22 protein-coding genes and 1 tRNA gene are annotated in these 22,252 nt (G+C 35.3%); 10 read left to right on the forward strand and 13 right to left on the reverse strand.

Annotated features, from left to right (window positions below; all coding sequences use genetic code 11):
- The first annotated feature begins 2 nt into the window (after positions 1–2).
- From A1704_RS06510 to A1704_RS06535, 5 genes are all read left to right on the forward strand, one after another.
- Positions 3–2,807 carry a hypothetical protein gene (locus A1704_RS06510; protein ID WP_062671705.1) on the forward strand — a complete coding sequence of 935 codons (2,805 nt, stop codon included), beginning with the start codon at positions 3–5 and terminating at the stop codon, positions 2,805–2,807.
- Between the two features lie 10 nt (positions 2,808–2,817).
- Positions 2,818–4,251 carry a hypothetical protein gene (locus tag A1704_RS06515; RefSeq protein ID WP_062671707.1) on the forward strand — a complete coding sequence of 478 codons (1,434 nt, stop codon included), beginning with the start codon at positions 2,818–2,820 and terminating at the stop codon, positions 4,249–4,251.
- 634 nt (positions 4,252–4,885) lie between these two features.
- Positions 4,886–5,620: a sensor histidine kinase gene (locus tag A1704_RS06525; protein WP_062671711.1), complete on the forward strand. Its 735-nt coding sequence runs from the start codon at positions 4,886–4,888 to the stop codon at positions 5,618–5,620.
- The gene (locus A1704_RS06530) at positions 5,620–6,264 is read left to right on the forward strand and encodes a response regulator (RefSeq protein WP_062671712.1); all 645 of its coding nucleotides are present in this window, start codon (positions 5,620–5,622) and stop codon (positions 6,262–6,264) included. Before A1704_RS06525 ends, A1704_RS06530 begins: the two co-directional genes overlap by 1 nt.
- A gap of 131 nt (positions 6,265–6,395) precedes the next feature.
- Positions 6,396–6,797 carry a hypothetical protein gene (locus tag A1704_RS06535; protein WP_131797479.1) on the forward strand — a complete coding sequence of 134 codons (402 nt, stop codon included), beginning with the start codon at positions 6,396–6,398 and terminating at the stop codon, positions 6,795–6,797.
- Positions 6,798–7,018: 221 nt separating this feature from the next.
- Here A1704_RS06535 and A1704_RS06545 read toward each other — a convergent pair whose 3' ends face one another.
- The 8 genes from A1704_RS06545 to A1704_RS06575 are packed head-to-tail and all read right to left on the reverse strand — an operon-like array spanning position 7,019 to position 13,552.
- Positions 7,019–7,666: a MarR family winged helix-turn-helix transcriptional regulator gene (locus A1704_RS06545; protein ID WP_062671718.1), complete on the reverse strand. Its 648-nt coding sequence runs from the start codon at positions 7,664–7,666 to the stop codon at positions 7,019–7,021.
- Between the two features lie 36 nt (positions 7,667–7,702).
- A complete protein-coding gene (locus tag A1704_RS06550) occupies positions 7,703–8,401 on the reverse strand; it encodes an SDR family NAD(P)-dependent oxidoreductase (RefSeq protein WP_062671720.1) in 699 nt (232 codons plus the stop codon).
- 12 nt (positions 8,402–8,413) lie between these two features.
- Positions 8,414–8,695, reverse strand: coding sequence for a TIGR03643 family protein (locus tag A1704_RS06555; protein ID WP_062671722.1), 282 nt, complete (start codon positions 8,693–8,695; stop codon positions 8,414–8,416).
- A complete protein-coding gene (locus tag A1704_RS06560; RefSeq protein ID WP_062671724.1) occupies positions 8,695–10,173 on the reverse strand; it encodes a cryptochrome/photolyase family protein in 1,479 nt (492 codons plus the stop codon). Before A1704_RS06560 ends, A1704_RS06555 begins: the two co-directional genes overlap by 1 nt.
- Positions 10,161–11,462, reverse strand: a complete 1,302-nt coding sequence (locus A1704_RS06565) for a DASH family cryptochrome (protein ID WP_062671897.1) — start codon at positions 11,460–11,462, stop codon at positions 10,161–10,163. The genes A1704_RS06560 and A1704_RS06565 overlap by 13 nt, the downstream gene beginning before the upstream one ends.
- On the reverse strand, positions 11,414–11,569 hold the full coding sequence (locus A1704_RS23995; protein ID WP_082798729.1) for a DUF2256 domain-containing protein: 156 nt from the start codon (positions 11,567–11,569) through the stop codon (positions 11,414–11,416). Before A1704_RS23995 ends, A1704_RS06565 begins: the two co-directional genes overlap by 49 nt.
- Positions 11,570–12,892, reverse strand: a complete 1,323-nt coding sequence (locus A1704_RS06570; protein WP_062671726.1) for an ABC1 kinase family protein — start codon at positions 12,890–12,892, stop codon at positions 11,570–11,572.
- A 3-nt stretch (positions 12,893–12,895) separates the two neighbouring features.
- The gene (locus A1704_RS06575; protein ID WP_062671728.1) at positions 12,896–13,552 is read right to left on the reverse strand and encodes a hypothetical protein; all 657 of its coding nucleotides are present in this window, start codon (positions 13,550–13,552) and stop codon (positions 12,896–12,898) included.
- Positions 13,553–13,649: 97 nt separating this feature from the next.
- On the opposite strand from A1704_RS06575, the gene ribA reads away from it, so the two are divergent.
- Both ribA and A1704_RS06585 read left to right on the forward strand, forming a co-directional pair.
- A complete protein-coding gene (gene ribA, locus A1704_RS06580; protein WP_062671730.1) occupies positions 13,650–14,240 on the forward strand; it encodes a GTP cyclohydrolase II in 591 nt (196 codons plus the stop codon).
- Between the two features lie 53 nt (positions 14,241–14,293).
- Positions 14,294–15,727: an SDR family oxidoreductase gene (locus tag A1704_RS06585; RefSeq protein WP_062671732.1), complete on the forward strand. Its 1,434-nt coding sequence runs from the start codon at positions 14,294–14,296 to the stop codon at positions 15,725–15,727.
- 329 nt (positions 15,728–16,056) lie between these two features.
- Here A1704_RS06585 and A1704_RS06590 read toward each other — a convergent pair.
- Positions 16,057–16,130: transfer RNA gene (locus A1704_RS06590), tRNA-Arg, on the reverse strand.
- Between the two features lie 59 nt (positions 16,131–16,189).
- On the opposite strand from A1704_RS06590, the gene A1704_RS06595 reads away from it, so the two are divergent.
- Genes A1704_RS06595 through A1704_RS06605 form a run of 3 tightly spaced genes read left to right on the forward strand, consistent with a single transcriptional unit; the run spans position 16,190 to position 19,968 of the window.
- A complete protein-coding gene (locus A1704_RS06595) occupies positions 16,190–17,236 on the forward strand; it encodes an ABC transporter substrate-binding protein (RefSeq protein ID WP_062671734.1) in 1,047 nt (348 codons plus the stop codon).
- Positions 17,237–17,279: 43 nt separating this feature from the next.
- Entirely contained in the window at positions 17,280–17,924 is a 645-nt protein-coding gene (gene mtgA, locus A1704_RS06600) for a monofunctional biosynthetic peptidoglycan transglycosylase (RefSeq protein ID WP_062671736.1), read from the forward strand.
- Between the two features lie 13 nt (positions 17,925–17,937).
- A complete protein-coding gene (locus A1704_RS06605) occupies positions 17,938–19,968 on the forward strand; it encodes a recombinase (RefSeq protein ID WP_062671738.1) in 2,031 nt (676 codons plus the stop codon).
- Positions 19,969–20,018: 50 nt separating this feature from the next.
- Here A1704_RS06605 and A1704_RS24400 read toward each other — a convergent pair whose 3' ends face one another.
- From A1704_RS24400 to recF, 4 genes are all read right to left on the reverse strand, one after another.
- Entirely contained in the window at positions 20,019–20,186 is a 168-nt protein-coding gene (locus tag A1704_RS24400; protein ID WP_157885754.1) for a hypothetical protein, read from the reverse strand.
- A 103-nt stretch (positions 20,187–20,289) separates the two neighbouring features.
- The gene (locus A1704_RS06610; RefSeq protein ID WP_062671740.1) at positions 20,290–20,583 is read right to left on the reverse strand and encodes a hypothetical protein; all 294 of its coding nucleotides are present in this window, start codon (positions 20,581–20,583) and stop codon (positions 20,290–20,292) included.
- 74 nt (positions 20,584–20,657) lie between these two features.
- The gene (locus A1704_RS24000; protein WP_317041191.1) at positions 20,658–21,005 is read right to left on the reverse strand and encodes a four helix bundle protein; all 348 of its coding nucleotides are present in this window, start codon (positions 21,003–21,005) and stop codon (positions 20,658–20,660) included.
- A gap of 167 nt (positions 21,006–21,172) precedes the next feature.
- Positions 21,173–22,252: a DNA replication/repair protein RecF gene (gene recF / locus A1704_RS06615; protein ID WP_062671742.1), complete on the reverse strand. Its 1,080-nt coding sequence runs from the start codon at positions 22,250–22,252 to the stop codon at positions 21,173–21,175.

Consider the following 22,252-nt stretch of genomic DNA (forward strand, 5'->3'; position numbering starts at 1 on the left):
CTTTGAAACCACAGAATGGAATATCAGTATCAGTACTAAGAAGAACAATCTTATTTTTTATATTTGTTCTTCTGAACTTTTCGTGGGCCTTTGCACAGGAAAAGAAGGATATACAAATCCATTTTGAAAATGACAGTGTAACTGTTGAAAAGGGTTCTACTTTTACTAATTTCCTGATCATTGAGAATAAAAGTTCTGAAGAGATGATGATTCAGAATATCAGCCCTCAGGAACAGTTTCCGGGATTGCTTTTCTATCCCAAAACTGACTTTACCCTAGGCCCGGGTCAGTCTAAAAATCTTCCTGTGAAACTGATCGCCAACGTTGATTTTATGAAGCTGAGATCCAATAAGATCCAATTTCAGGTTTCGTATGCCACTTCAAAGGTCACCAGGGCTGAAAACGCCTCATTCTTCGTCTCTAAAGGTGAGAACAAAAACATCGCGATTTATACGGCTACCTACGAAAATTTTATTAACCCTGCTTTGCCCCAATCCTCAATTCTGCTGACAGTAGAAAATCAGGGGTATAGTAAACGTACCGTTAAGATTGATTTGCAGTCAATTCCGGATGGTCTGGAAATTTTGCCAAAACAGCAAACCTTATCTCTGGAAGGTTTAGAAAAACAAACGCTTGAAATTAAAATTGCCGTCAGAAAACAGAATACACTTTACCCAGAGTTTAATATTAATGCAATTGTCACAGATCTGCTTGATAATAAAATTGTGGGAAGCAACACGCTCTACTTGGTTATTTTATCGCACAACAGACAAATTGCCCGTGGAAACGAAGCGGCGAGTGGAAGTAACTTTGCGGAAATGAGCTATAATGAAAACAGTTCAGGGTTCAATTTTCTTCAATTGAGGGGAAACACAGCATTCCGTATGTCTGAGAATTTAAAATCACGCTTCAATATCGGTGCAGATTACTATTTTGAAGACGGCCTTTATAACGTGTATGATACCTGGCTGGAACTGGAGAGAAAAAATACGGTTTTACGCTTGGGAAATGTTAATAGCAGCGATTACGACTACCCGGTTTTCGGAAGGGGAGGAAAAGTTTCTACCAGATTTGGTAACAGTAATCAGGTTGAAGTTCTTGCGCTGGAAAGTAATTATAATCTGTATGGTACTTATTTCCAGCAAACAGAAGGATCTACCATGGTAGGTGCAAAATATGCTTTTGGAAATGCTAAATCTTTCAATGGAAAAGTATCCTATATATTCGACCATGATCCACGCTTTAACATAGATACACAGGTAGCGAACGCGGTAACATCATTGTTAATTAACGAAAAACATATCATCCGCACGGAGGTGGGAGTGAGCAACGAAAAAGGCCTTTTGAATAAAGACGAAAACACAGGAGCTTCCATGGGAGCCAATTACGAAGGAAAAATAGGGAAATGGGATATACAATCTTTCAATTCCTTTGCCACCAAAAGTTATGCAGGGATTAAACGGGGATCTTTTTTCTCAAATCAACGGATCGGCCGCCAATTTTCTGCTGCTCAGCGTGCTTTTATACAATATCAGAATTCGCAGGTAGAACCCGAGTTCCTGAGTTTCCAGAGTGAACCTATCCAACCTGGGAATACCTCTAATTTGCGTTATTATTTCAACAGCACGGAAGCTTTGGGACTAGGATATCAGTTTTCTTTAAAGAAGTGGAATTTCCTACTTTATCCAAAGGTTGAAAAACAAAAAACAGCTAATTTTTACACATCACAGGAACTTTTTTCTTACCGGTTGGAAGCCAATATCAGTACTACATTAGGTGCTCACGGATTGAACCTGACGGCGGAATATTCTTATTCAAAAGAGAATGATAATCCAGAATGGTTCAACAGTTTGAAAACGACTTTATCTTACAGATATAAATCATTCTCCCTCAATGGAACAGCCCAATGGAACGCGATCAGTGTCTTTGATTTAAATTCTTATTATAATGGAAACCGTAATTTCGCCAACTATAATGTGTATGCCTCCTATAATTTCCAGATGTTTAATCATAATCTGACCGGATCTTTTTCAGCCGGGACTTTCTATTCGGAACTTTATAAAAATTTAAACAGCAATATCACCGGTAATCTGGAGTATAAGATTTCGCCTTCCTGGTCTACCACAGGGTATTTTAATCTATCCGGTTATAAATCTACAGCTGAATATGCAACCAGTGGAAGCTATTACCAGTTTAGAGTGGGGATTAAAAAATATTTTACCACAGCAACAACTCTCGGAAATCATAAAGTGGCTTTCCAGTTCTTTGAAGATAAAAATTTTAATGGACTTCTGGAATCCGGCGAATCGGTACTTGCTAATGAAATTGTAAAACTGGACAATTATGTAGCGATAACAGATAAGAATGGAAAAGTAGTTTTTCAGAATGTCCCAGAAGGAACTTATACACTAAAAATGAACGAAAGTGCAGGTGCCCGATTGATGATGGATCCAGTCATTATGGTGCATGCCAATATTAACCGTAAAGTAGGCTTGGTAAAAAACATCAGGGTAAGTGGAAAATTAACAGAGATCAGACAAGCTTATGATGTTCTGGAAACGGATGTAACCGGAATCGTGGTATATGCAAAAAGTGAAGAGGGTATGATCTATACTGCTGTGGTTAACCAAAAAAATGAGTTTGAATTTTTCCTGAAAGATGGAAAATACACGCTCTATATTGAAAATGACAAATACAGCTATACGCAACCCAGCCAAACTATTCAGGTGACAAAAGAAGGTTATTCAAAAACTGTGGTTTTTGAATATAAGAAGAAAGACACCACCATTAAGGTGAAAAAGTTTTAAATTTAAAAGTATGAAAAAGATGAGGTCTTTTCTAATAGGAATTTTTACCGTATTGTTCGGGGCTGCGGTTACGAAAGGTCAGGATGTATATCTGTCGGTTCCTGAAAATAATATTTTTAACAGGAGCGAATTTACTTCAGTACCTACAAGAGTAATGACGAACGCCAACAGAACCAACTGGGATTATGCCTTTTTGGGATTACTCCCAACAGCTCCTACATTTACCTCTGTTTCCGGGCCCAATTTTACTCACTCTTCTTCCTCACTTACTTTACCCGGTTCCGCGCTTCTGTGGCAGTTGGAAAGTATGGGAGGACAGATGCCATCTACTGGATTTTCAGGTTATTTACCAGGTTTTCAGTCTTTCAGTACAAGTGCTGTAAGATGGTTTGAACCACCATCCATCAGTCTGGGAGGAGGATTCAACCGGGGAAATATCAATTTTATCTTTAAAATTCCTGCCTCACAATTTAGTGCCAATGCCTTCCGGGCCGGGAATTACTCTATGGATATCACTCAGAATTATAATGACTTCACACCACGTAATTTTAAAACAATTTTAGTCATTCCTTCAGCTATAAAATGGGTTGCAAACTCTTTAACAAAATACATAGAAATATCTTCTTTGAATGACTACCGCAGTACAAGCACGCGAGTGTGGGATTTGGGGAATACAGAAATTGCAAATACGGTTGATTTTAATTTTTGGGCGAAAGCTGCTGCCACAAACATTCAGTTCACGTCCTCTAAAGGTGTTCCGGGAACCAGAAATATAGCAAACATTAAATTGGGTAGTAACGGATCTTCACTCACAACCAAAGCCTTATCTTCCGATTTTCAGAATTTTTCCGCGGCTAATTTCAGTGTAGTAGCAGGAAACAGAAACAACTTCATTCCACAGCTTTATGTGTCTGCGGAAGATTTTAAAAACTTCTTTTTTGAAGCCGGAACTTATACGTTTGATTTAAACTTCAATGCCAGCAGTACAGATAACTCCATTAACAGTTTGCAAAATACGGCTGTTCAGTTAAAGGTACTTCCTCTGTCGGAGATCACTATTCCCAGTTCCGGACGCAATGTAAATTTCAATTTTAATACCGCTGCCCATTACACCGATGGCCAGACACAAATGATTCCCAACCAAATCATGTTGTCCAATAATGAAAATTTTGAGCTCTATGTAAAATCGGACGAAAATTATTTTAAGAAAGGTGGTTTACAGACCAACATCAATTCAAATATTTTAGAAATCGGCATAGATGGGAGTTCTGTAAATGTTCCTTTATCCAAAACTCCTCAGAAAATACTCTTTAACGGAGCTCCGGTTTTAGACCGTGGATTGAACGTAAGATATACCATATCACCTACGAATGCCCAAAGTTTGGTAGGGAAGGAAAATACTACTTACTCTATCAATGTTTATTATAGCTTTACGGCAATTTAACAATACTTTTTGAAATCAATCCTCTTATTTGCTGATGAAAAATTTCTCCATCAGTATAAATAAGGTGTATGTCTTCCAATAATTCGTTTTCTGAGTGCATTTTTTTACAGCATTTTATAGCTGTGGTTTCATCATGCAATTGGCAGAAAATACAAAACTGCCCAAAAATTTTCTGAAGTATCGCTATAGATACGTTTTCTTACTTTGATGATTTTTCTTTCATCAATCCGCTTCAATATCTGTAGATGTATTTTGGTAGTCCGGCTATCAATGATTGTCACTTCAGGATGCCATTTTTTATCTTGCATCATTCAGCTGTTTGTGATCAGTAATCTATGATACTGTTCTATATTTCACTTTTCACTATTTTCGATAATACCGGTAAACAGTCTGCCAGAGTCAAAATTCTCCTGGAATCTGATACAGCCATTTTGTGAGATAAACAGAACCTGTATTATTTCAGGTAAATCCCATTTGATTTTTTTTTAACCAATATGATATTTTTTTTAACTTGCTACCTTCTGGAAGAAAGGTCTGAACTATATGTTTTTAGTTACATTGAAGCAATATAACTCTTTCTGCCTTCTTTCAAAAAAATAACTCAAACAGCTTCTAAAACCGTGATACTTAATTTATGAATGATTTAATCAACGAACTCCAATTAAAAATTGAAAGACTGGAAAACGAAATCAATTTCAAGAACGGATTGATCTCGATTTTGTCTCATGACTCAAAAGAACTGTTGGGAACCTTTCTGTGGCTTACAGAAGAGCTGGAGCAAAATACTATCAATGAGGAAGATTTTTTTAAGTTGTTGCCGCAGGTAAAACGAGATGCTCAGAAAAATCTGCAAACTATACAGGACACCATTGCCTGGCTAAAAACACAATACGGGGAATTTAAGATTAAACCCGTTAAAATCATGGTGATAGATCTTTTTCACTATTTGGAAGAAAAATATGCTGCTCGATTAAAAGAAAAAAAGATTAAGTTTTATTTTAAAGGAGATCACAATGCATTTCTTACAGGCGATCGCATGTTGCTCGAATATGTTTTAGACAAAATTTTCAACAACGCGGTAAAATATTCATTGCCAGGTCAAGATATTTATTTACAGGAGGTTACAGAAGGTGGTGAGGTTGTGCTTTCTATAATTGATTCCGGAACAGGAATCAATGAAAAGTATTTACCTGGGATCTATACTTATGGTAATCCTGTATTTCTGGGAACTGCGGGCGAGAAAGGAGTGGGATTAAGTTTGAAAATTGTAAAAAATTTTATATCCTTGCTTAATGGAAACATCCAAATCATTTCCACTGAAAATAAAGGCACCACAGTTTCCCTTTTTTTACGTAAATTTATAGAGTAATGGGTTTAAAAGTAAACATTCGCATTGTTGTAGCAGACGATCATGGTATCGTTCGGATGGGTTTGATACAGACAATTAAACGATTCAGACCCGATGCTATCATTTCAGAAGTAGAGGATTATAAATCGCTGTACAATTTAATTCTGAAAGAAGAATTTGATCTGGCCATTATGGACGTTAATATGCCTAATGGTACTGTTCAGGAAGCAATAGATTACATAAAAATTCACCAACCTGCATTAAAGACTTTGATATTTTCTTCCCAGGATGAAGAATTGTATGGAATGCGTTATCTGAAAATGGGTGCTGGTGGTTATCTAAGCAAGCTAAGCTCCACTGATGTAATTGAGACTGCTTTAACAGCGATGCTTAATAAAGGCCGATATGTCAGTGAGAATATAAAAGAAGCGATTTTTTTAGAATCATTAAACGGCTCTGTAAAAACTTCTCCCTTTGAAGCTCTATCAGACCGCGAATTGCAAATTGCCAATAAGCTTGCAGAAGGTCTTCCCCTCAAAGAAATTTCTAATCAGCTGAATCTCCATTCATCAACGATCAGTACATACAAAATCAGGTTGTTTGAGAAGCTTAAAATACGGTCCATACCCGAATTGGTAGAGATTCTCAGGTTGTATAATCAGTAAATATTCTATCACAAAAATCTGATTGTGACTCAATCTCTGCTCCTTTGTACAAAGTTATTTTCAGAAACTCAATAGTTCAGTGGAAAATACAATTGAACAAGATAGGTATAAATCTATTTAACAAAAAAGTAATGAATGAATTTATAATCCTAAAGTCAAGTTGGGGAATAGGTATCTTTTATGAGATAATAGAAATCATAAATCATAATCAAAATGATGAGAATGTATATGAAATAGCTCCTTCTGTTTTTATAAAGTTAAAGAGTGATTTATTGGATACTATTTCGTTAGAGTATTTAAAGAAAGGAATACAGAGTATAATACAATTTATCAAAGAATTTCCAGTCTGCTTTTGTATAGAAAAATTGGAATATAATATTTGTGATTATCAACCTGAGGGTATGTATTATATGTTCAGGAAATGGTTTTTTGAAAGTCATAATATGGAGATTCCTCCTATGAATATTTATTACGATAAGGAGACAAATAAATACGTTTTTCCTGATTTAATTGATATTGGAGAATTATCTTAATTCATACATGTTATATGGATTAATTATAACAGAAAATACCGAATTTACTTATTGGGATAATTTTGACTATCAAATAAATGATAGTATACTTGTTTCTAATAATGCTAAAAAGTATAGGTCTTCTGATGAGCTATTGAAAATATGTCGTCCTGTTTTACTATACATTATAAGAAAGGAATCCAATGTGGAAATAGTTTTACAAGCAAGGTTTTGCACGTATTTTAGAGGAAAAATTCTGATATCTGATTGATGTCGGAATTCTTATAATCAACATAAATATGATAATGAAATTCATTAAGTTTTTTCAAAATCCTAAGAAATTCATTCTTCTCAACTTTATTAAGCTTTCCGGATAAAATTTTTGAGATTAAGTTGACATTAGAAACAGATGCGTGGAAAATTTCTTCGCCTTTTTTAGTCAAATTTAATCGTTTGCTGCGCTTATCATCTTTATCATTTTTCTCTTCCAAAAATCCTGCTTCCAAAAGTCTTTTGATGATTTGAGTTCCGGTTTGTTTCTCGTGACCGTTTTTTTCGATCAATTGAATTTTCGTTAAAAAAGGTTCGTCTTTTAAGCGGTAAAGGTAGGTAAATTCTTCATTCGCTAATTCAGGGAAATCTCCCAACCCTTTTCTGATCAGTAATTTAGAATATCGTCCTAATAAGAGAACCTGTTTGCAAATTTCATTTTCGGTAAATGAAACCTGATGATTTTCATTTTTAAAAAGCTTGGTAGGGCTTTCATCAGCATATTTTTTATCATTCATCCACACGCGGAAATCATCAACGGTGGAGTTGGATTTGCAGGCGTCAGAATGTTCAAATTCTTTCACGTGATGGAGCAGGTCTATGAAAAAGTCGGTTTGCATAATAATTTTGGTAAAGATATTAGTTTTTGGGAATGATTACAATTTGATGTTACTCATTCCTCCGTCAATCCCAATGATCTGTCCCGTGATCCACGCTGAATGATCAGATAGTAGAAACGCAACCATTCTTGCGATTTCGTCGGCTCTTCCGACTCTTTGCAATGGATGTCTTCTTCCTGAAGCTTCCCGTTTTTCAGGTGTTGAAAGAAGTGGTGAAGCTAAATTAGTATCCGTTAAAGAGGGAGCGATGGCATTCACTCTGATTTTCTGAGTAGAAAATTCTGCGGCCATACTTTTCGTCAAACCTTCAACAGCACTTTTACTTGCAGAAATTGAGGAGTGAAAAGGCATTCCCAGCTTTGCCGCCACCGAACTGAACAACACAACAGAAGCCGTTTCCGACTTCTTCAAATTAGGCAACAGTTTCTGAATCGTTTTCACAGCACCCAAAACATTGATTTCAAAATCATTTCTGAAATCTTCAATCGAAAAACGGTTAAATGGTTTTAAATTAATACTTCCCGGCGCATAAACCAAACCGTCAATAACTTCAGGTAATATAATTTCATCCAGATTCCCCGAAAGAATATCTATTGGATGAAATTCAATATTTAAATTTTCAATTTCAGGATTTTCGGTTCTTGAAAGACCAATAACGTAATGATTTTCTGATAATATTTTTGCAGCAGCAAATCCAATTCCCTGTCCGCAACCGATAATGACTATGTTTTTCATTTTATTCTGTTTTTATCGTTTCGAAATTTTATTATGACTTATTGTACGCTGTCTTTTACATTTAAACCTGTCAATTTCAGGATTTCTTTTCATCAGATGCTTCTGGCTTACTCCAGAATTCACTCTTTTTCTCCAAAGCTGAAAACTTGATGGTTTCAGTTCTCTTCTCATCAATTCAATCACTCCAGATTCTGAAATTCCAAACTGAAATGCTATCGCTTCAAACGGCGTTTTGTCTTCCCAGGCCATTTCAATGATGCGGTCTGTCTGTATTACATTAAATTCTTTCACCATTATTTTAAATTTTTAATCGTGTGCCTGGCGATTTTAAAGTGTTCAGATTTTTTCTCATCCGTCATTTTATCCATAGTTCGCAACATCATTCCCAATCTCGGATTTGTTTTGAAAAATTCTTTGTTATCATTCACAAAATTCCAAAAGAGGGCATCCCATTTTTCTGTCCAGTCGTCATCAGAGTAATCGCTCATCTTTTTGATGTAATTGCTTCCGCTGATGTAGGGTTTTGTACTCATTTTTCCTCCGTCAGAAAAGCTGCTCATCCCATAAACATTAGGAACCATTACCCAATCGTAAGAATCGATGAACATTTCCATAAACCATTGGTAAACGTCGTCTGGATTAAGTTTCAACAGATTCATAAAGTTGGCGAAAATCATTAATCGTTCGATGTGATGTGCATAACCAGTTTCCAGAACCTTCAAAATTGTGCTGTCAATCGGTTTAATTTCAGTCCTTCCTGTATAAAAAGATTCAGAAAGCGGATTTTGATGTTTCCAATAGTTTTTATTTCGCTGATAAGTTCCCTCATAAAGGTAAATCCCTCTCACAAATTCTCTCCAGCCCAAAATCTGCCGCACAAATCCTTCAAGAGAATTGATGGGGATTTTATATTCGTTCGCATATTCAATGGCTTCTCTCAAAACGTTTTCTGCAGTTAAAAGTCCAATGTTTAACAATGGCGAAAGCACGCTGTGATGCAGAAAATGTTCACGCTCTACGATACTGTCTTCATAAACCCCAAAATCGGCAAAACGCAGTTCCAGAAACTGATTCAGCCAATTTTCAGCTTCCTCAAAAGTGACGGGATAGAGTTGATACGACGTTAAATTGCCATAATTTTCATTAAAATTTTTCCGGATATAAATTTTCGCTTCCTCAAAATATGCGCTGTTTTCCGGGAAGTGAATGGATGGAGCTTTTTTGTTCTTTGGATATTTTTTACGGTTTTCTGTATCGAAAGTCCATTTTCCACCGATGGGTTTTCCGGCTTTCATTAGAAGATTTCGGGAAATTCTCTGTTGCTTGTAAAAATCGGTTTGATGATACGATTTTTTATCTTCAAAATAGTCTTTCAAATCTTCCTTAGTATTGATAAACAAAGGACTTTCAATAATCTCTAATTCCAATGTAGTTTCCTTAATTCTCTTTTCAAGCCAATTGTCACAAACATCCGTGATGAGAATTTTGTCAAAATTTAGTTTTTCCAAATGCTTGATTAAATTTCGAACATCAGAAAGCGGGGAAGCACTTTCAATATATTCCACCTTGAATTTTTCTTTGGTCAAAAATTCCTCATAAAACTTCATACTCGCCCTATGAAAGGCAATTTTCTGTTTGTGAAATTTATATTGTTTAAAAAACAGAAACTCTTCCACCAGAAAAACAGGGTGATTTTTATCCAGATAATCCGTGTCTTTAAAAAGCTGATGCGGAAATATCAATTGCGCCGTTGAAGATGCTACTTTAGCCATAAATTTCTGAATTTTCGATCCGAATCATACTGTTCAGCCTGTTTTTCAGCATTGAAAGTTCTGCTTCTCGGGTCATTTCCAACGCCGGCGAGATACATCCAGTTTCCATAATTGCTGTGAACATCGTAATCGATGAGCATTTTCTCAAAATAAGCTGCACCCATTCTCCAATCCTGCTTCAGGATTTTGCAGAAATAGGAAGCTGCGTTTTGTCGTCCGCGGTTGCTCATCCAGCCCGTGTTTTTAATTTCCAGCATATTGGCGTTGATAAAATCAGAATCTGTCTCGCCATTGATCCATTGGTTAATTAAATTTTGATCATATTTCCATTCGTATTTTTGTTCTGAAATTCCATTTTGCTGAAATATTGTATCCCGAAACTGCATTGAAGTAAATTTGAAAAAGTCTCGCCAAAGCAATTCGAAAACAAGCCAATATGTCGATTCGTTACTTCCAAATTCTTTCTCATATTTCTTGATTTCGTGGAAAATAGACACTGCAGAAAGACTTCCGTTGGCAAGCCACGCAGAAAATTTGCTGCTGTAGTCTTTATCAATTAACCCATTTCTTGTTTCTTTATAACAACTTAGGTTTTTAGTTTTAAAAAAGTAATGATTCAATCGTTGCAATCCTTCAGTTTCACCACCCGAAAATGGAAAAGCAGAAAATTGATGCATTTCAAAATCGTCAAAACCTAAAGTCTTTAATGTAATATCGTCGCTGTTTATTTTTAAATTTAAAATGGATTTATTGTAAACCAGATGTTCATCATTAAATTCATTTCTGATTTTAAAATCTTCCTCTATTTTTTGTCTGAATGTAGTAAACAGTAAAGGAATTTTATCTAATCGTTCTTTTACGAAATCTGGTTCAAACAAAAGTTGAGAATAAGATTTTACCCATTGTACATCAGGAAAAATGGTTTTGATTTGATTTTCCAATTCAATTTCTTCCTTTGTCCACTCTCTCTGACAGAATATTTTTTCAACCTCAAAATCTTTAGATATCTGCTTAAAAACATCTTTGGTCTTACCCAATTTTTTAAGAAACGGAATCTTCTTTTCTTTTAAATTATTTTCCAAATCCGAAACAGTTTGCAACAAAAATTTAGTCCGAAATTTTCCAATTTTCTTAAAATTAAGTTGTGTCGAATGGAAAAAAGATTTGTCAAAAATATACACTGCAAGAAAAGGTAAATGTTCTTGCATCACGTTGTAAAGTGATTCATTGTCTCTGATTCTTAAATTGTTTCCGAACCAGAGGAGGTTGATTTTTTGTTTTTCCGGCATTTTTCGCTGCAATATTTTACTTCGTTCCAGTTCTTCTTCCACTTTTTCCGCCAGTTGAAGGGCAGTCCGCAGACTTCACAAATCTTTGAAGGTAAGTTGGCAGGCATTTATTCGTTAAAATTCTTGTACTGATTGATTACGACATTTTTGGCTTTCAAATCGTGCATCATATTATACAAACCAAAAAATGTACGGTTCAGATAAATAAAATGTTTCGAACCTCTGTTGGTATTCATTCCTTTCATATCGCTTATTTTAGCGTATTTCTGACCCAGATCTGCAATTTCCTGAAAAAACGATTCATCAGAAAAATCAAAAATTTCTGCGTTAAAAGGTCTTGTGAACAATTCCAGTAATTCGTAGAATAATTTGGTGAAAAATTCCTGTTCTTTAGCAGAATCATTAGAACTCAAAATCTCCAGATCGTATAATCTTTCTTTGTAAAATTCAGGATTATTCAGATTCTCAAGTTGAGCCAACTCAAAATAGGGTTTATAAAAGTCATTCGGGATTTCTTTGATACATCCGAAATCAATCACGAGCAGTTTTTTATCTTCTGAAACCAGGAAATTGCCTGGATGTGGGTCTGCGTGAACTTGTTTTAGGACGTGCATTTGGTACATATAGAAATCCCAGAGTGTCTGTCCGATTTTGTTCAAATCTTCCTGAGAATTTTTCAATTTTGTGAATTCCGAGAAATGTTTTCCGTTCATCCAATCCATTGTGATGATTCTTTCGCAAGATAATTCAGGATAATATTTGGGAAAATCCAAATTCGCAAGATGACTGCATTTTCTAGAAATTTCCTGACTTCTTTTCAGTTCAAGATCATAATCTGTTTCCTCAAACAATTTATTTTCTACTTCCTGAAAATAAGATTCTGAACCTTCTTTCTGGATATTAAACATTTTCATCGCAATAGGTTTTACCATTTTCAAATCACTTGAAATGCTTTCTCTCACACCGGGATACTGAATTTTTACAGCAAAATTTTGACCATCTTTTTTCGCTTTATGAACCTGTCCGATACTTGCCGCGTTAACGGATTCATCCGTGAATTCATCAAATAGATCCTCCGGATTTTTTCCGAAATATTTTCTAAAAGTTTTCTTTACCAAAGCTCCCGAAAGCGGCGGAACAGAAAATTGCGACAAAGAAAATTTTTCAACATAAGCCTGCGGAAGAATGTTTTTCTCCATACTTAACATTTGGGCAACTTTCAAGGCTGAGCCTTTCAGTTCTTTCAGAGAATCGTAAATGTCGGTTGCGTTGTTTTCATTCAAAGCTTTTTTCGCTTCGCCCTCATCTTTATTTTTTGTGATTTTATTTCCGTAATATTTAATGTAATTAACACCGACTTTTGCTCCTGCTTTCAGCAAGCTGCTCGTTCGTTCCAGCTTTCCTGTTGGTATTTTATTGAGTGTTTTCATCTGCTATTTTTTAAATTTTTCTTTAAATAAAAACTTTCCGAGGTCAACTATTTTTCTCAAAGGTTCGTTTTCCATCAGTTCAAATCCTGTGTCAATTGTTTTTTCGATGAAAATATCCGTCTTTTCGAATGATGGAGATGTATCTTTTTTCCAAAATTCGATGGCGGAAACCAAATGAATCCACAACGCTTCTTCACGAGCTTTTTCGTGGAAATTTTTCAAATCATCTTTCGCTTTTTGAATCATTTCCCAATCATTAAAATCAAGAGTTTTGACGAATTGTCGATGCGTTTCCTTAAGCTGATTTGAAATTTTTGCCAAGTGTAATTTGTCATTCCCCAAGATCATCAGAACCAAAGAACGGTTCATCGTCATATTTTCAAAAAAGATAAAATAGACATTCAACAGTTTTTCTTTTGAAGTAATTTCATCAGAATTGTTAATTTCCGAAGCTAACTCTACAGATTTATCAAAAAGATTGACCAACATTGATTTTTCTATCTGTTCAAAGCTTGAGAAGTAATCGTAAAAGTCTTTTTCTTCGAATTCATTGTCTTTTGCGAAACGGTAAATGTTTTTTGGTCTTTCGCCGTGATTCAAAAGGTAGTCACTGTACAATTCAAATATTTTATCTTCCGTAATTATATTTTTTGGTTCCATTATTGATTTTATTTATCAACAAATTTAGTAATTAATTTTACTACTTAAATAAATTAAGTATAAATTTGTACTATAACAATAATTCAAAATATAACTAATGCTTACAATACAGGCTCAATCTAATGTACCGACCGATTTTGGAATGTTTACCGTCTATGCATTTTCTGAAAATGAAAATGACTGGTGTCCACATTTGGTGTGGGTGGCTGAAAAAACAGATTTTAATGAAGTTGTTAATGTTCGTTTCCATTCGGAGTGCATTACCGGAGAAGTTTTCCATTCGAGGAAATGTGAATGCGGACAACAACTGGATGCGGCAATGAAATTTATGTCGGAAAACGGAGGAATGATTATTTATCTCAGACAGGAAGGCAGAAATATTGGAATCATCAATAAATTAAAGGCTTATGCTCTTCAGGAACAAGGTTTTGATACGGTAGAAGCAAATTTGAGATTAGGTTTGCCGGCAGATGGTAGAAGTTTTGATGTTGCAATCGAGATGCTGAAAATGCTGGAAATTTCTAAAGTTAATTTATTGACCAATAATCCTGAAAAATTGAAAGCTTTCAACAACAGCGGGATTTTGCTCAATAAAAGAATTCCTTTGGAAATTGAATCTAATTCAGTCAATGCGTCGTATCTTACAACAAAGAAGGATTATTTTGGGCATCTCTTCGAAAAACTTTAAGTTACATTGAAAATTCAAAGAAAAATTCTTTAACTGATTCAAAATTAATTCTCATGAAAAAGATTTTATTAACGGGAGCAACAGGTTACATCGGTAAAAGGATGATGAGTGTGATTACAGAGCAAGGCTACAAAGTGGTGTGCTGCTGCCGAGATATCTGCCGATTTTCCAGACCTGCCGGGATCAATGATGATTTGATAGAAGTCATTGAAGTTGATTTCCTGAGAGAGGAAACTTTGAAGAATATTCCGGAGGATATTTCAGGGGCATATTATCTGATGCATTCTATGAGTGCGAATGGTGATTACGAAGAATCGGAGAAAATCTGTGCTCAGAATTTTGTTTCAGCAATTGAAAAAACGGCGTGCAAACATATTATCTATCTGTCAGGATTAGTCAATCAGAAAGAATTATCAAAGCATTTGAATTCAAGATTTAATGTAGAAAAGATTTTAATTGAGTCTAAAATTCCAACAACGGTTTTACGAGCTGGGATCATCATCGGTTCTGGAAGTGCATCATTTGAGATCATTAGAGATTTGGTTGAAAAATTACCGGTCATGATTACGCCAAAATGGCTCAATACGAAATGTCAGCCCATAGGAATTGCAAATGTTTTGGATTTTCTAATTTTTACTTTATTCAAAAAAGAAACTTACCGTAAAAGTTTTGACATCGGTTGTGAAGATGTCTTGACTTACAAAGAAATATTGCTGGGTTTTGCGAAAATCAGAGGTTTGAAAAGAACTATTATCACATTGCCGGTAATGACTCCGAAACTGTCTTCGTATTGGTTATATTTCATCACTTCAACCACTTACAGTCTGGCAAGTTCGCTCGTCGGAAGTATGAAAATTGAGGTGGTTTGTAACAATGAAAGTTTATCAGAGATTAAAAAAATAACTGGAGTTCAACCATTTTCTTACGAGCAGGCTTTGGAGAGAACGATGGCAAAGATTCAGGCCAACGAAATACTTTCCAGTTGGAAAGACAGCTTTATAAGCAGCAGAAATGATTCTTCCCTGAAGGAATTTATTGAAGTTCCGCATTTTGGCTGTTTTAAAGACGTTCGAAGTGAAAAATATGACGACCGTGAAAAATGTCTCGACCGTGTTTTTGGTTTGGGCGGCAAAAATGGATGGTACGGACAAAACCTTTGGAAAATCCGGGGTTATATGGATGTATTGGTTGGCGGTCCGGGGCTCAGAAGAGGAAGAACGCACCCGGTAGAGCTTCACGAAGGAGATGCTTTGGATTTTTGGCGCGTACTTTATGCTGATAGGGAAGAAGGGAAATTGATTCTTATTGCTGAAATGAAACTGCCTGGAGAGGCGTGGCTGATGTTCAAATTATACAAAGGAAAGCTCTGGCAGAAAGCAGTTTTCCGACCAAAAGGATTGTGGGGAAGATTATATTGGTATTCTGTATTGCCTTTTCACGGATTTATTTTTAAAGGAATGGTGATAAAATTGGCTGCTGGCCATTAATGAGTTTAATTCATGAAAAATCTTTTGAACACAGGAAACGTAGCTTTTAGCAAAGTCCTATATGATAGTGTTATTGAAGGTAAATTAACATCCCGAATTAAATAAAGACTTTTAAGAATATCATCTAATTGGTGCAGAAAAGTGTATAGTTCCTATTCTTTAGTTATGATATACTTAAATGAAACGGATTTTATTTTTCTGACCTCATATTACTGCCATTTCTTATTTTCTTAAAATAGATTCACTAAAACAATAAAAATCCTAATCTGGCTTATTTTGGAATAAAAAAATGGCCCAATTTGGATTAAATTGAGCCATTTGGATGTTTGTGACCTCGACAGGATTCAAACCTGTAACCTTCTGAGCCGTAATCAGATGCGCTATTCAGTTGCGCCACGAGGCCGTTTGTTATCTTGTTGTTTAACGGTTGCAAATATACCACTTTTTTCCGTTCTTTGAAACATGAAAAAGAAAATTTTACTTTTATTTACGGTATTTTCGCTAATTGCCTGTAAAAGAGAATCAAAAATTTCGTCCTCAGATTGGACAAATATCTCAAATCGTACCCAATACAAGGAACAGGACGGAAACCTGGAGTTGAAATCGGGGAATTTTACTTATAATTTTAAGCAGAATCAAACTCCTTTCAAGAAAATAATCCTACTGAATGCAAGTATGGCAGGGTATATTTCAGAGCTTGGAGCAGAAAATGTAATCATAGGAGTTTCCAGTCCGGAGTATATTTTTTCAGATAAAATTCAAAATCTGATTAAAGAAGGAAAAATCCAGAATGTAGGGAGCGAACAGAAATATGATGTGGAAAAGATCATCGCTATGAAACCGGATGCTATTTTTACCAATCATATCGCAAGTTTTGACAATGCGTATGAGCTTTTAAAGAATAACGGCATTCAGGTAATATTTCTGGATGAATACATGGAGCAGAAACCTTTGGAAAAAACGGCTTATATCAAACTTTTCGGAGAGCTTTTAGGAAAAGAAAAAGAGGCAGAAGCTAAATATCAGGAAGTGGAGAAAAACTATAGTGATCTGAAACAGCTTGCGTCAAAAGCAAAAGAAAAACCTGTGGTGCTTGCTAATGAAATGTATGGAGACGTTTGGTATCTTCCGGGAGGAAATACTTCTGTGGCTCATTATATTTCGGATGCCAATGCGAATTATATCATGAAGGATAATAAAGATGAAAAAGCTTTGACAATGAGCTTTGAGGAAGTATATGCGAAAGCAGGAGGCGTTCAGTACTGGGTAAATGCAGGAAGTCATACTTCGAAAAAAGAAATGCTGGGTATGAATCCTTTCTATGGAAAGCTGGATGTATTCAATAAAGGAAAGATCTATACCATTGCAGGAAAAGAAAAACTGAAAGCGAATGATTTCTTTGAAAGCGGTGTGGTGAGAGCAGATTTGATTCTTAAAGATTATATAAAGATCTTTCATCCTGAACTTTTACCTAATTATCACCTTACTTACATGAAAGAATTGCAGTAACTCATACTATTTGCTTATTTTTGCCTTTCCTTTTTATCAAGTTATGTGGAAAAAAATTAAACAGCTTATCTTCATCATTCTTATTTTGAATGTAGTTTTTATCATCTGGGGTAGATTCTTTAATCCACCCATTACTCTTACCCAGATAGGAGGACTTTTTGAATATGGAAAACTGCATAGGGATTATATTTCCTATGACGAAATGGGAAATAATGTGAAAAAAGCCGTAATTGCTTCTGAAGATCAGAAGTTCTTTGATCACGACGGCTTCGATTATACAGCAATCGAAAAAGCCATGAAATATAATGAGAAAGGCAAAAAAATAAGAGGAGGAAGTACTATTTCCCAGCAAACAGCGAAGAATGTTTTTCTTTGGCAGGGCAGAAGCTGGGTAAGAAAAGGACTGGAAGCAGTGTATACTTTCATCATCGAAAAAGTTTGGACAAAAGATATTATCCTTGAAAGATACCTGAATTCCATAGAAATGGGGCAAGGTGTATTTGGAGTAGAAGCCGCTGCTCAATATTATTTTGGAAAATCATCCAAAGACTTAAGTACCTCAGATGCAGCCTGGATTGCTGCTGTATTGCCTAATCCAAAAAAGTATGATCCTAAAAATCCATCACCCTATTTAAGGAAGAAACATAATTGGATCATGAGACAGATGAGGAATGTGACTTTGAAATAGTATCTTTGTACTAATGAAATTCTTTAATTCCAGCACAAATTTTGAGTCAGTTCTTAAAAAATATTTTTCTTTTAAGAACGAAACTCTTTCTTTAGAACCTTTTGCAGAGTTTTTAGAGACGATAAAAGAGGCCGACTTTACAGATGTGCTCAATTTTTTCAGAAGCAATCCTAATTTTGCTGAGAACTTTAAATATTATATCCACAATATTTTTAGAGGAAGACCTTTCAACCTTTCACTGACGGAAGCGAATATTCTTTCAGAAAATGCCTTCTTTCCGGAGCTTAAAAAAAGAATACTGAACAAGGTTCTGCCACCCGTTGAAAACGAAAATACGGTATGGTACATGATCGATAACGTCAGTATGAGGCCTAAAAAGGATTTAAAATATCTGCATAATCTTCCTGAAAACGAGATCAATGAATTTTTAAATATGATGGGAGCTGCGGATTTTATTATCCGCCCTAACGTTAAAAAAGAACTTATTTTCTCTATGAACATCCTTTCCTGGAGGGTAACAGGAATGGCGATGGAAGTGGAAGTGGTGAGAATGGCCCCTCAATACAGAAATCTGGATAATCCGTTTCTTGCCCTTCAGAATGAGCTGGAAACATTGGCCGATGATTTGGTTAAAGATCCTGAATTACAACTGCATTCAAAAGACAGCAGATATAAGCAGATCAAAATCTACGCAGAACAATGCCAGGAGTTTGTGAATATTGCTTTTAAAAATTCTGCCAAATATGGTATTTCCGGGAAGATTAATCAATCTCTGTTAAAAATCCGTCAACAAACTGAAAGAATATATGAAATCGTTCAGTTATTGGTTATTGATACAGATGAAGATGTTCAGATAAAATCCAAGCAGTTGATTTTTAATATTCTGAATTATAAATCTCACAAAAATAATATTTCAGATCTTATCAACGACAGCACGAGGTTGATCTCACACCTTATTACCAATCACACTGCAGAAACCGGCACGCATTATATAACTTCTACCCGGAAGGAATATATGACCATGTTCTACAAAGCGAGTGGTGGTGGTATTATCGTAGGAGCCCTTTGTGTTCTGAAAATGCTTTATGGATACATCCCGGGAAGTGATTTTTCACATGCCTTTCTGTATTCCATGAACTATGCGATGGGATTTGTGATGATTTATCTGATGGGTTTTACACTTGCTACAAAGCAGCCGGCTATGACTGCTGCAACGATGACAAAAGTATTATCTGAAGAAGGAAATGCCCAAAGAAATAATACGGAATTTGCCCATTTGGTATCCAAGTTGTTTAGAAGCCAGTTCATTGCCTTTGTAGGAAATGTATTGCTTGCTTTTCCGGTAGCGCTTGCCATTATTTACGGATTGGATGTGTTTTTCTCACAAAATCTTGCTGTAGAGCGCTCTGATAAACTGTTAAAAGACCTTGATCCTTTTAAATCAAAAGCTATTCTGCACGCCAGCATTGCCGGATTCTATCTTTTTATTTCCGGGATTATTTCTGGAAATATCGGGAACAATTCTGTGTTTTATCAGATACCGGAGAGAATTGCCAAAAACCTTTCCATCAGAAGCTTTTTTGGAAAGAAATTTGCGAAAGGACTTTCAAAATATTATGCTAAAAACTGGCCGGGAATCATTTCCAATTTCTGGTTTGGGGTTTTCCTTGGAGCAACTGCTCCGGTCGGAATGTTTTTCGGACTGGATCTGGATATCAGACACATTACTTTTGCAGCCGGAAACTTTGCTTTAGGGTTATATGGAAAAGATTTCTCTGTAGATTCCTATACATTCTGGATGTCTTTTGTAACGGTATTCCTGATTGGTTTCTTCAACTTTCTGGTAAGTTTCAGTTTATCGATGTTCCTGGCATTTAGGTCAAGAAAAATGAATTTCGGACAGGTAAGTGAGATCTATAAAGAGATTTTCAGATACTTTACGAAACATCCGCTGAAATTCTTCCTGCCGCTTAGCTCTGGTCTGGACAAGAAAGCAGACGATTTGATGAGCAGTACCATTTCTAATAAATCAGAAGAACATTAATATCATAAAAAATGCTACCCTCGGGTAGCATTTTTCTATTGTTATAGCTATTAAAGACAAATAGGAAGTAATGGGCATTTTGTCGGCAATGTTGTCCAATAAGCACATTCGTTTTCGTTAGCGCAGCTTACAGCACAGCAGATCTGTCCAACGCCTCCTCCCTGTATTGTTTTTAAAGTTTTTCTTGTCAGTTTTTTTGATGCAATTGATTTTTTCATGGTAAAAATATTAATTAATGTGCATTAAAAATACATATAAAATTGTATAGAATAAAATAATTTTAACGTTGGTGAATTATTTAAATGAATTTGCATTCTACTCCTATAATATCTGAAGATCATTAAATTTCTCTGCCCCAAATTTGTCCTGAAACTTTTTGAGATAAAAGCTTTTTCGCATTTTAAAATCATGTTTCAGCAAAGGAGAATCAATTTTGATTATGATACATTCGTTTTCAATATTCACACTTTTGATTTCATTGAAAAGACTTTCATCAAGATATTCTTCAAGGAAATCTTTAATGTCAAAAGCAACTAGTTTGTGTTCAAAACCATAAATTCTGGCAAAAGATTTTACCAGTTCAGAGGATTGATATTCACGTTTTTTCTTCTTCATAGTTGGGTTTCGGGTTTCGGGATGCGTGATTCGGGTTTTTGGGTTGCGTGGTTTTGGCTTGGGGATTTATTTTTTTACTGAAGATTATTTTTATTCCAATTTTCTATGACCCATTTTTTATAAATGTTGATTTTTCCGCATAATGTGTTGTATTCATTTCTTAATGTCTCAAATTCTAAGGAAAAATTAGGATATAATATCATGATTTTTTCCAGATGGTTGATTGTTTCATCATTACTCGCATGGCTGTAAATCAGGAAGCGAATGTAGTCATTCCTATAAGTTGATCTACCATAGCCTTCAGCAATATTTGTAATGACTGAGTCTGAAGACCTTCTTAACTGACTGCCTAATTCAAACAGTTCATATTTAGGCAGAAGCAGGGAGGCTTTATGGGTTTTTAAAAATAAGTCGAAAGCTATTTATAAATATCCAGATTTCTATAACTCATATCATTTATGTTTTTAGGATCTTAAGTTAAGACAAAAAACGGTTTGATGATAAAGAATATTAGTCTTTTACTTCATATCTACATCCACACTTATTTACCTGCATTTAATACCTCGTAACTCGCATCCCGAACCTCTTACTAAACTTCAAAAATAATACTTTCTTCATTTATTTTCTTTACCACACTTTCCGTACGCTCTCTATGCGTATCTGTGATAAAAATCTGTCCAAAATTTTCCTTGTTAACCAGTTCAATCAACTGAGAAACTCTGGTATCATCAAGCTTATCGAAAATATCATCCAGCAACAGGATAGGAGTCTTTTTAGTGAGTTCTTTTACAAGACTCATCTGAGCCAGTTTTAAAGAGATCAGGAACGATTTCTGCTGTCCCTGTGATCCGATTTTCTTGATTAATATATAATCCATTTCAAAAAGAAGATCATCCTTATGAATTCCTTTTGATGTGTAAGTAAGCATTCGGTCCCTTTCAAGGCTTTCTTTTAAAAGTTTTTCAAAAGAATCTTCCAGCAAATGAGATTCATAAATTACTGATACGCTTTCTTTTCCACCAGAAATAATCTGATAGAAATTCTGAACAATAGGGTTGAGCTGCTCTACAAATTCTTTTCTTTTCTTAAAGATTTTAGTCCCGAATCTGCTAATAGGCTCATCATAAATTTCCAGAGAATCTTTGTCCCAGGTTCTGTTCTTGGCAAAATATTTCAGTAAAGCATTTCGCTGCTGAATTGTTTTCTGATATTGGATGAGATCAAAAAGATATTCTGAATCCGTCTGAGAGATCATCGCATCCAGAAACTTGCGTCTGCTTTCTCCGGAATCCGAAATAAGATTAGAATCGTAAGGTGATATCATAACGCTTGGAAGGTATCCAATATGATCTGCAAGCCTGTCATAGCTTTTATCATTCTTCTTGATCACCTTTTTAGCTTCCTTGGGCTGGGTGATTCTGATGATATCCTCACTGTCTTCATTCTGAATTTCAGCATCAATGGTAAAAAAGCCTTCCTCTTGTTTAATATTGTTGAGGTCCGTATTTCCCAGAAAGCTTTTTCCTACGGATAAATAATGCAAAGCATCCAGAATATTGGTCTTTCCTACGCCATTATTTCCCACAAAACAGTTGATCTGCGGGGAAAATTCAAACTTTTTCTCAGAATGATTTTTGAAATTATAGAGGGAAAGCTTCTTGATAATCAT

The organism is Chryseobacterium cucumeris (genome assembly GCF_001593385.1).
In the GTDB taxonomy this organism is placed as follows: domain Bacteria; phylum Bacteroidota; class Bacteroidia; order Flavobacteriales; family Weeksellaceae; genus Chryseobacterium; species Chryseobacterium cucumeris.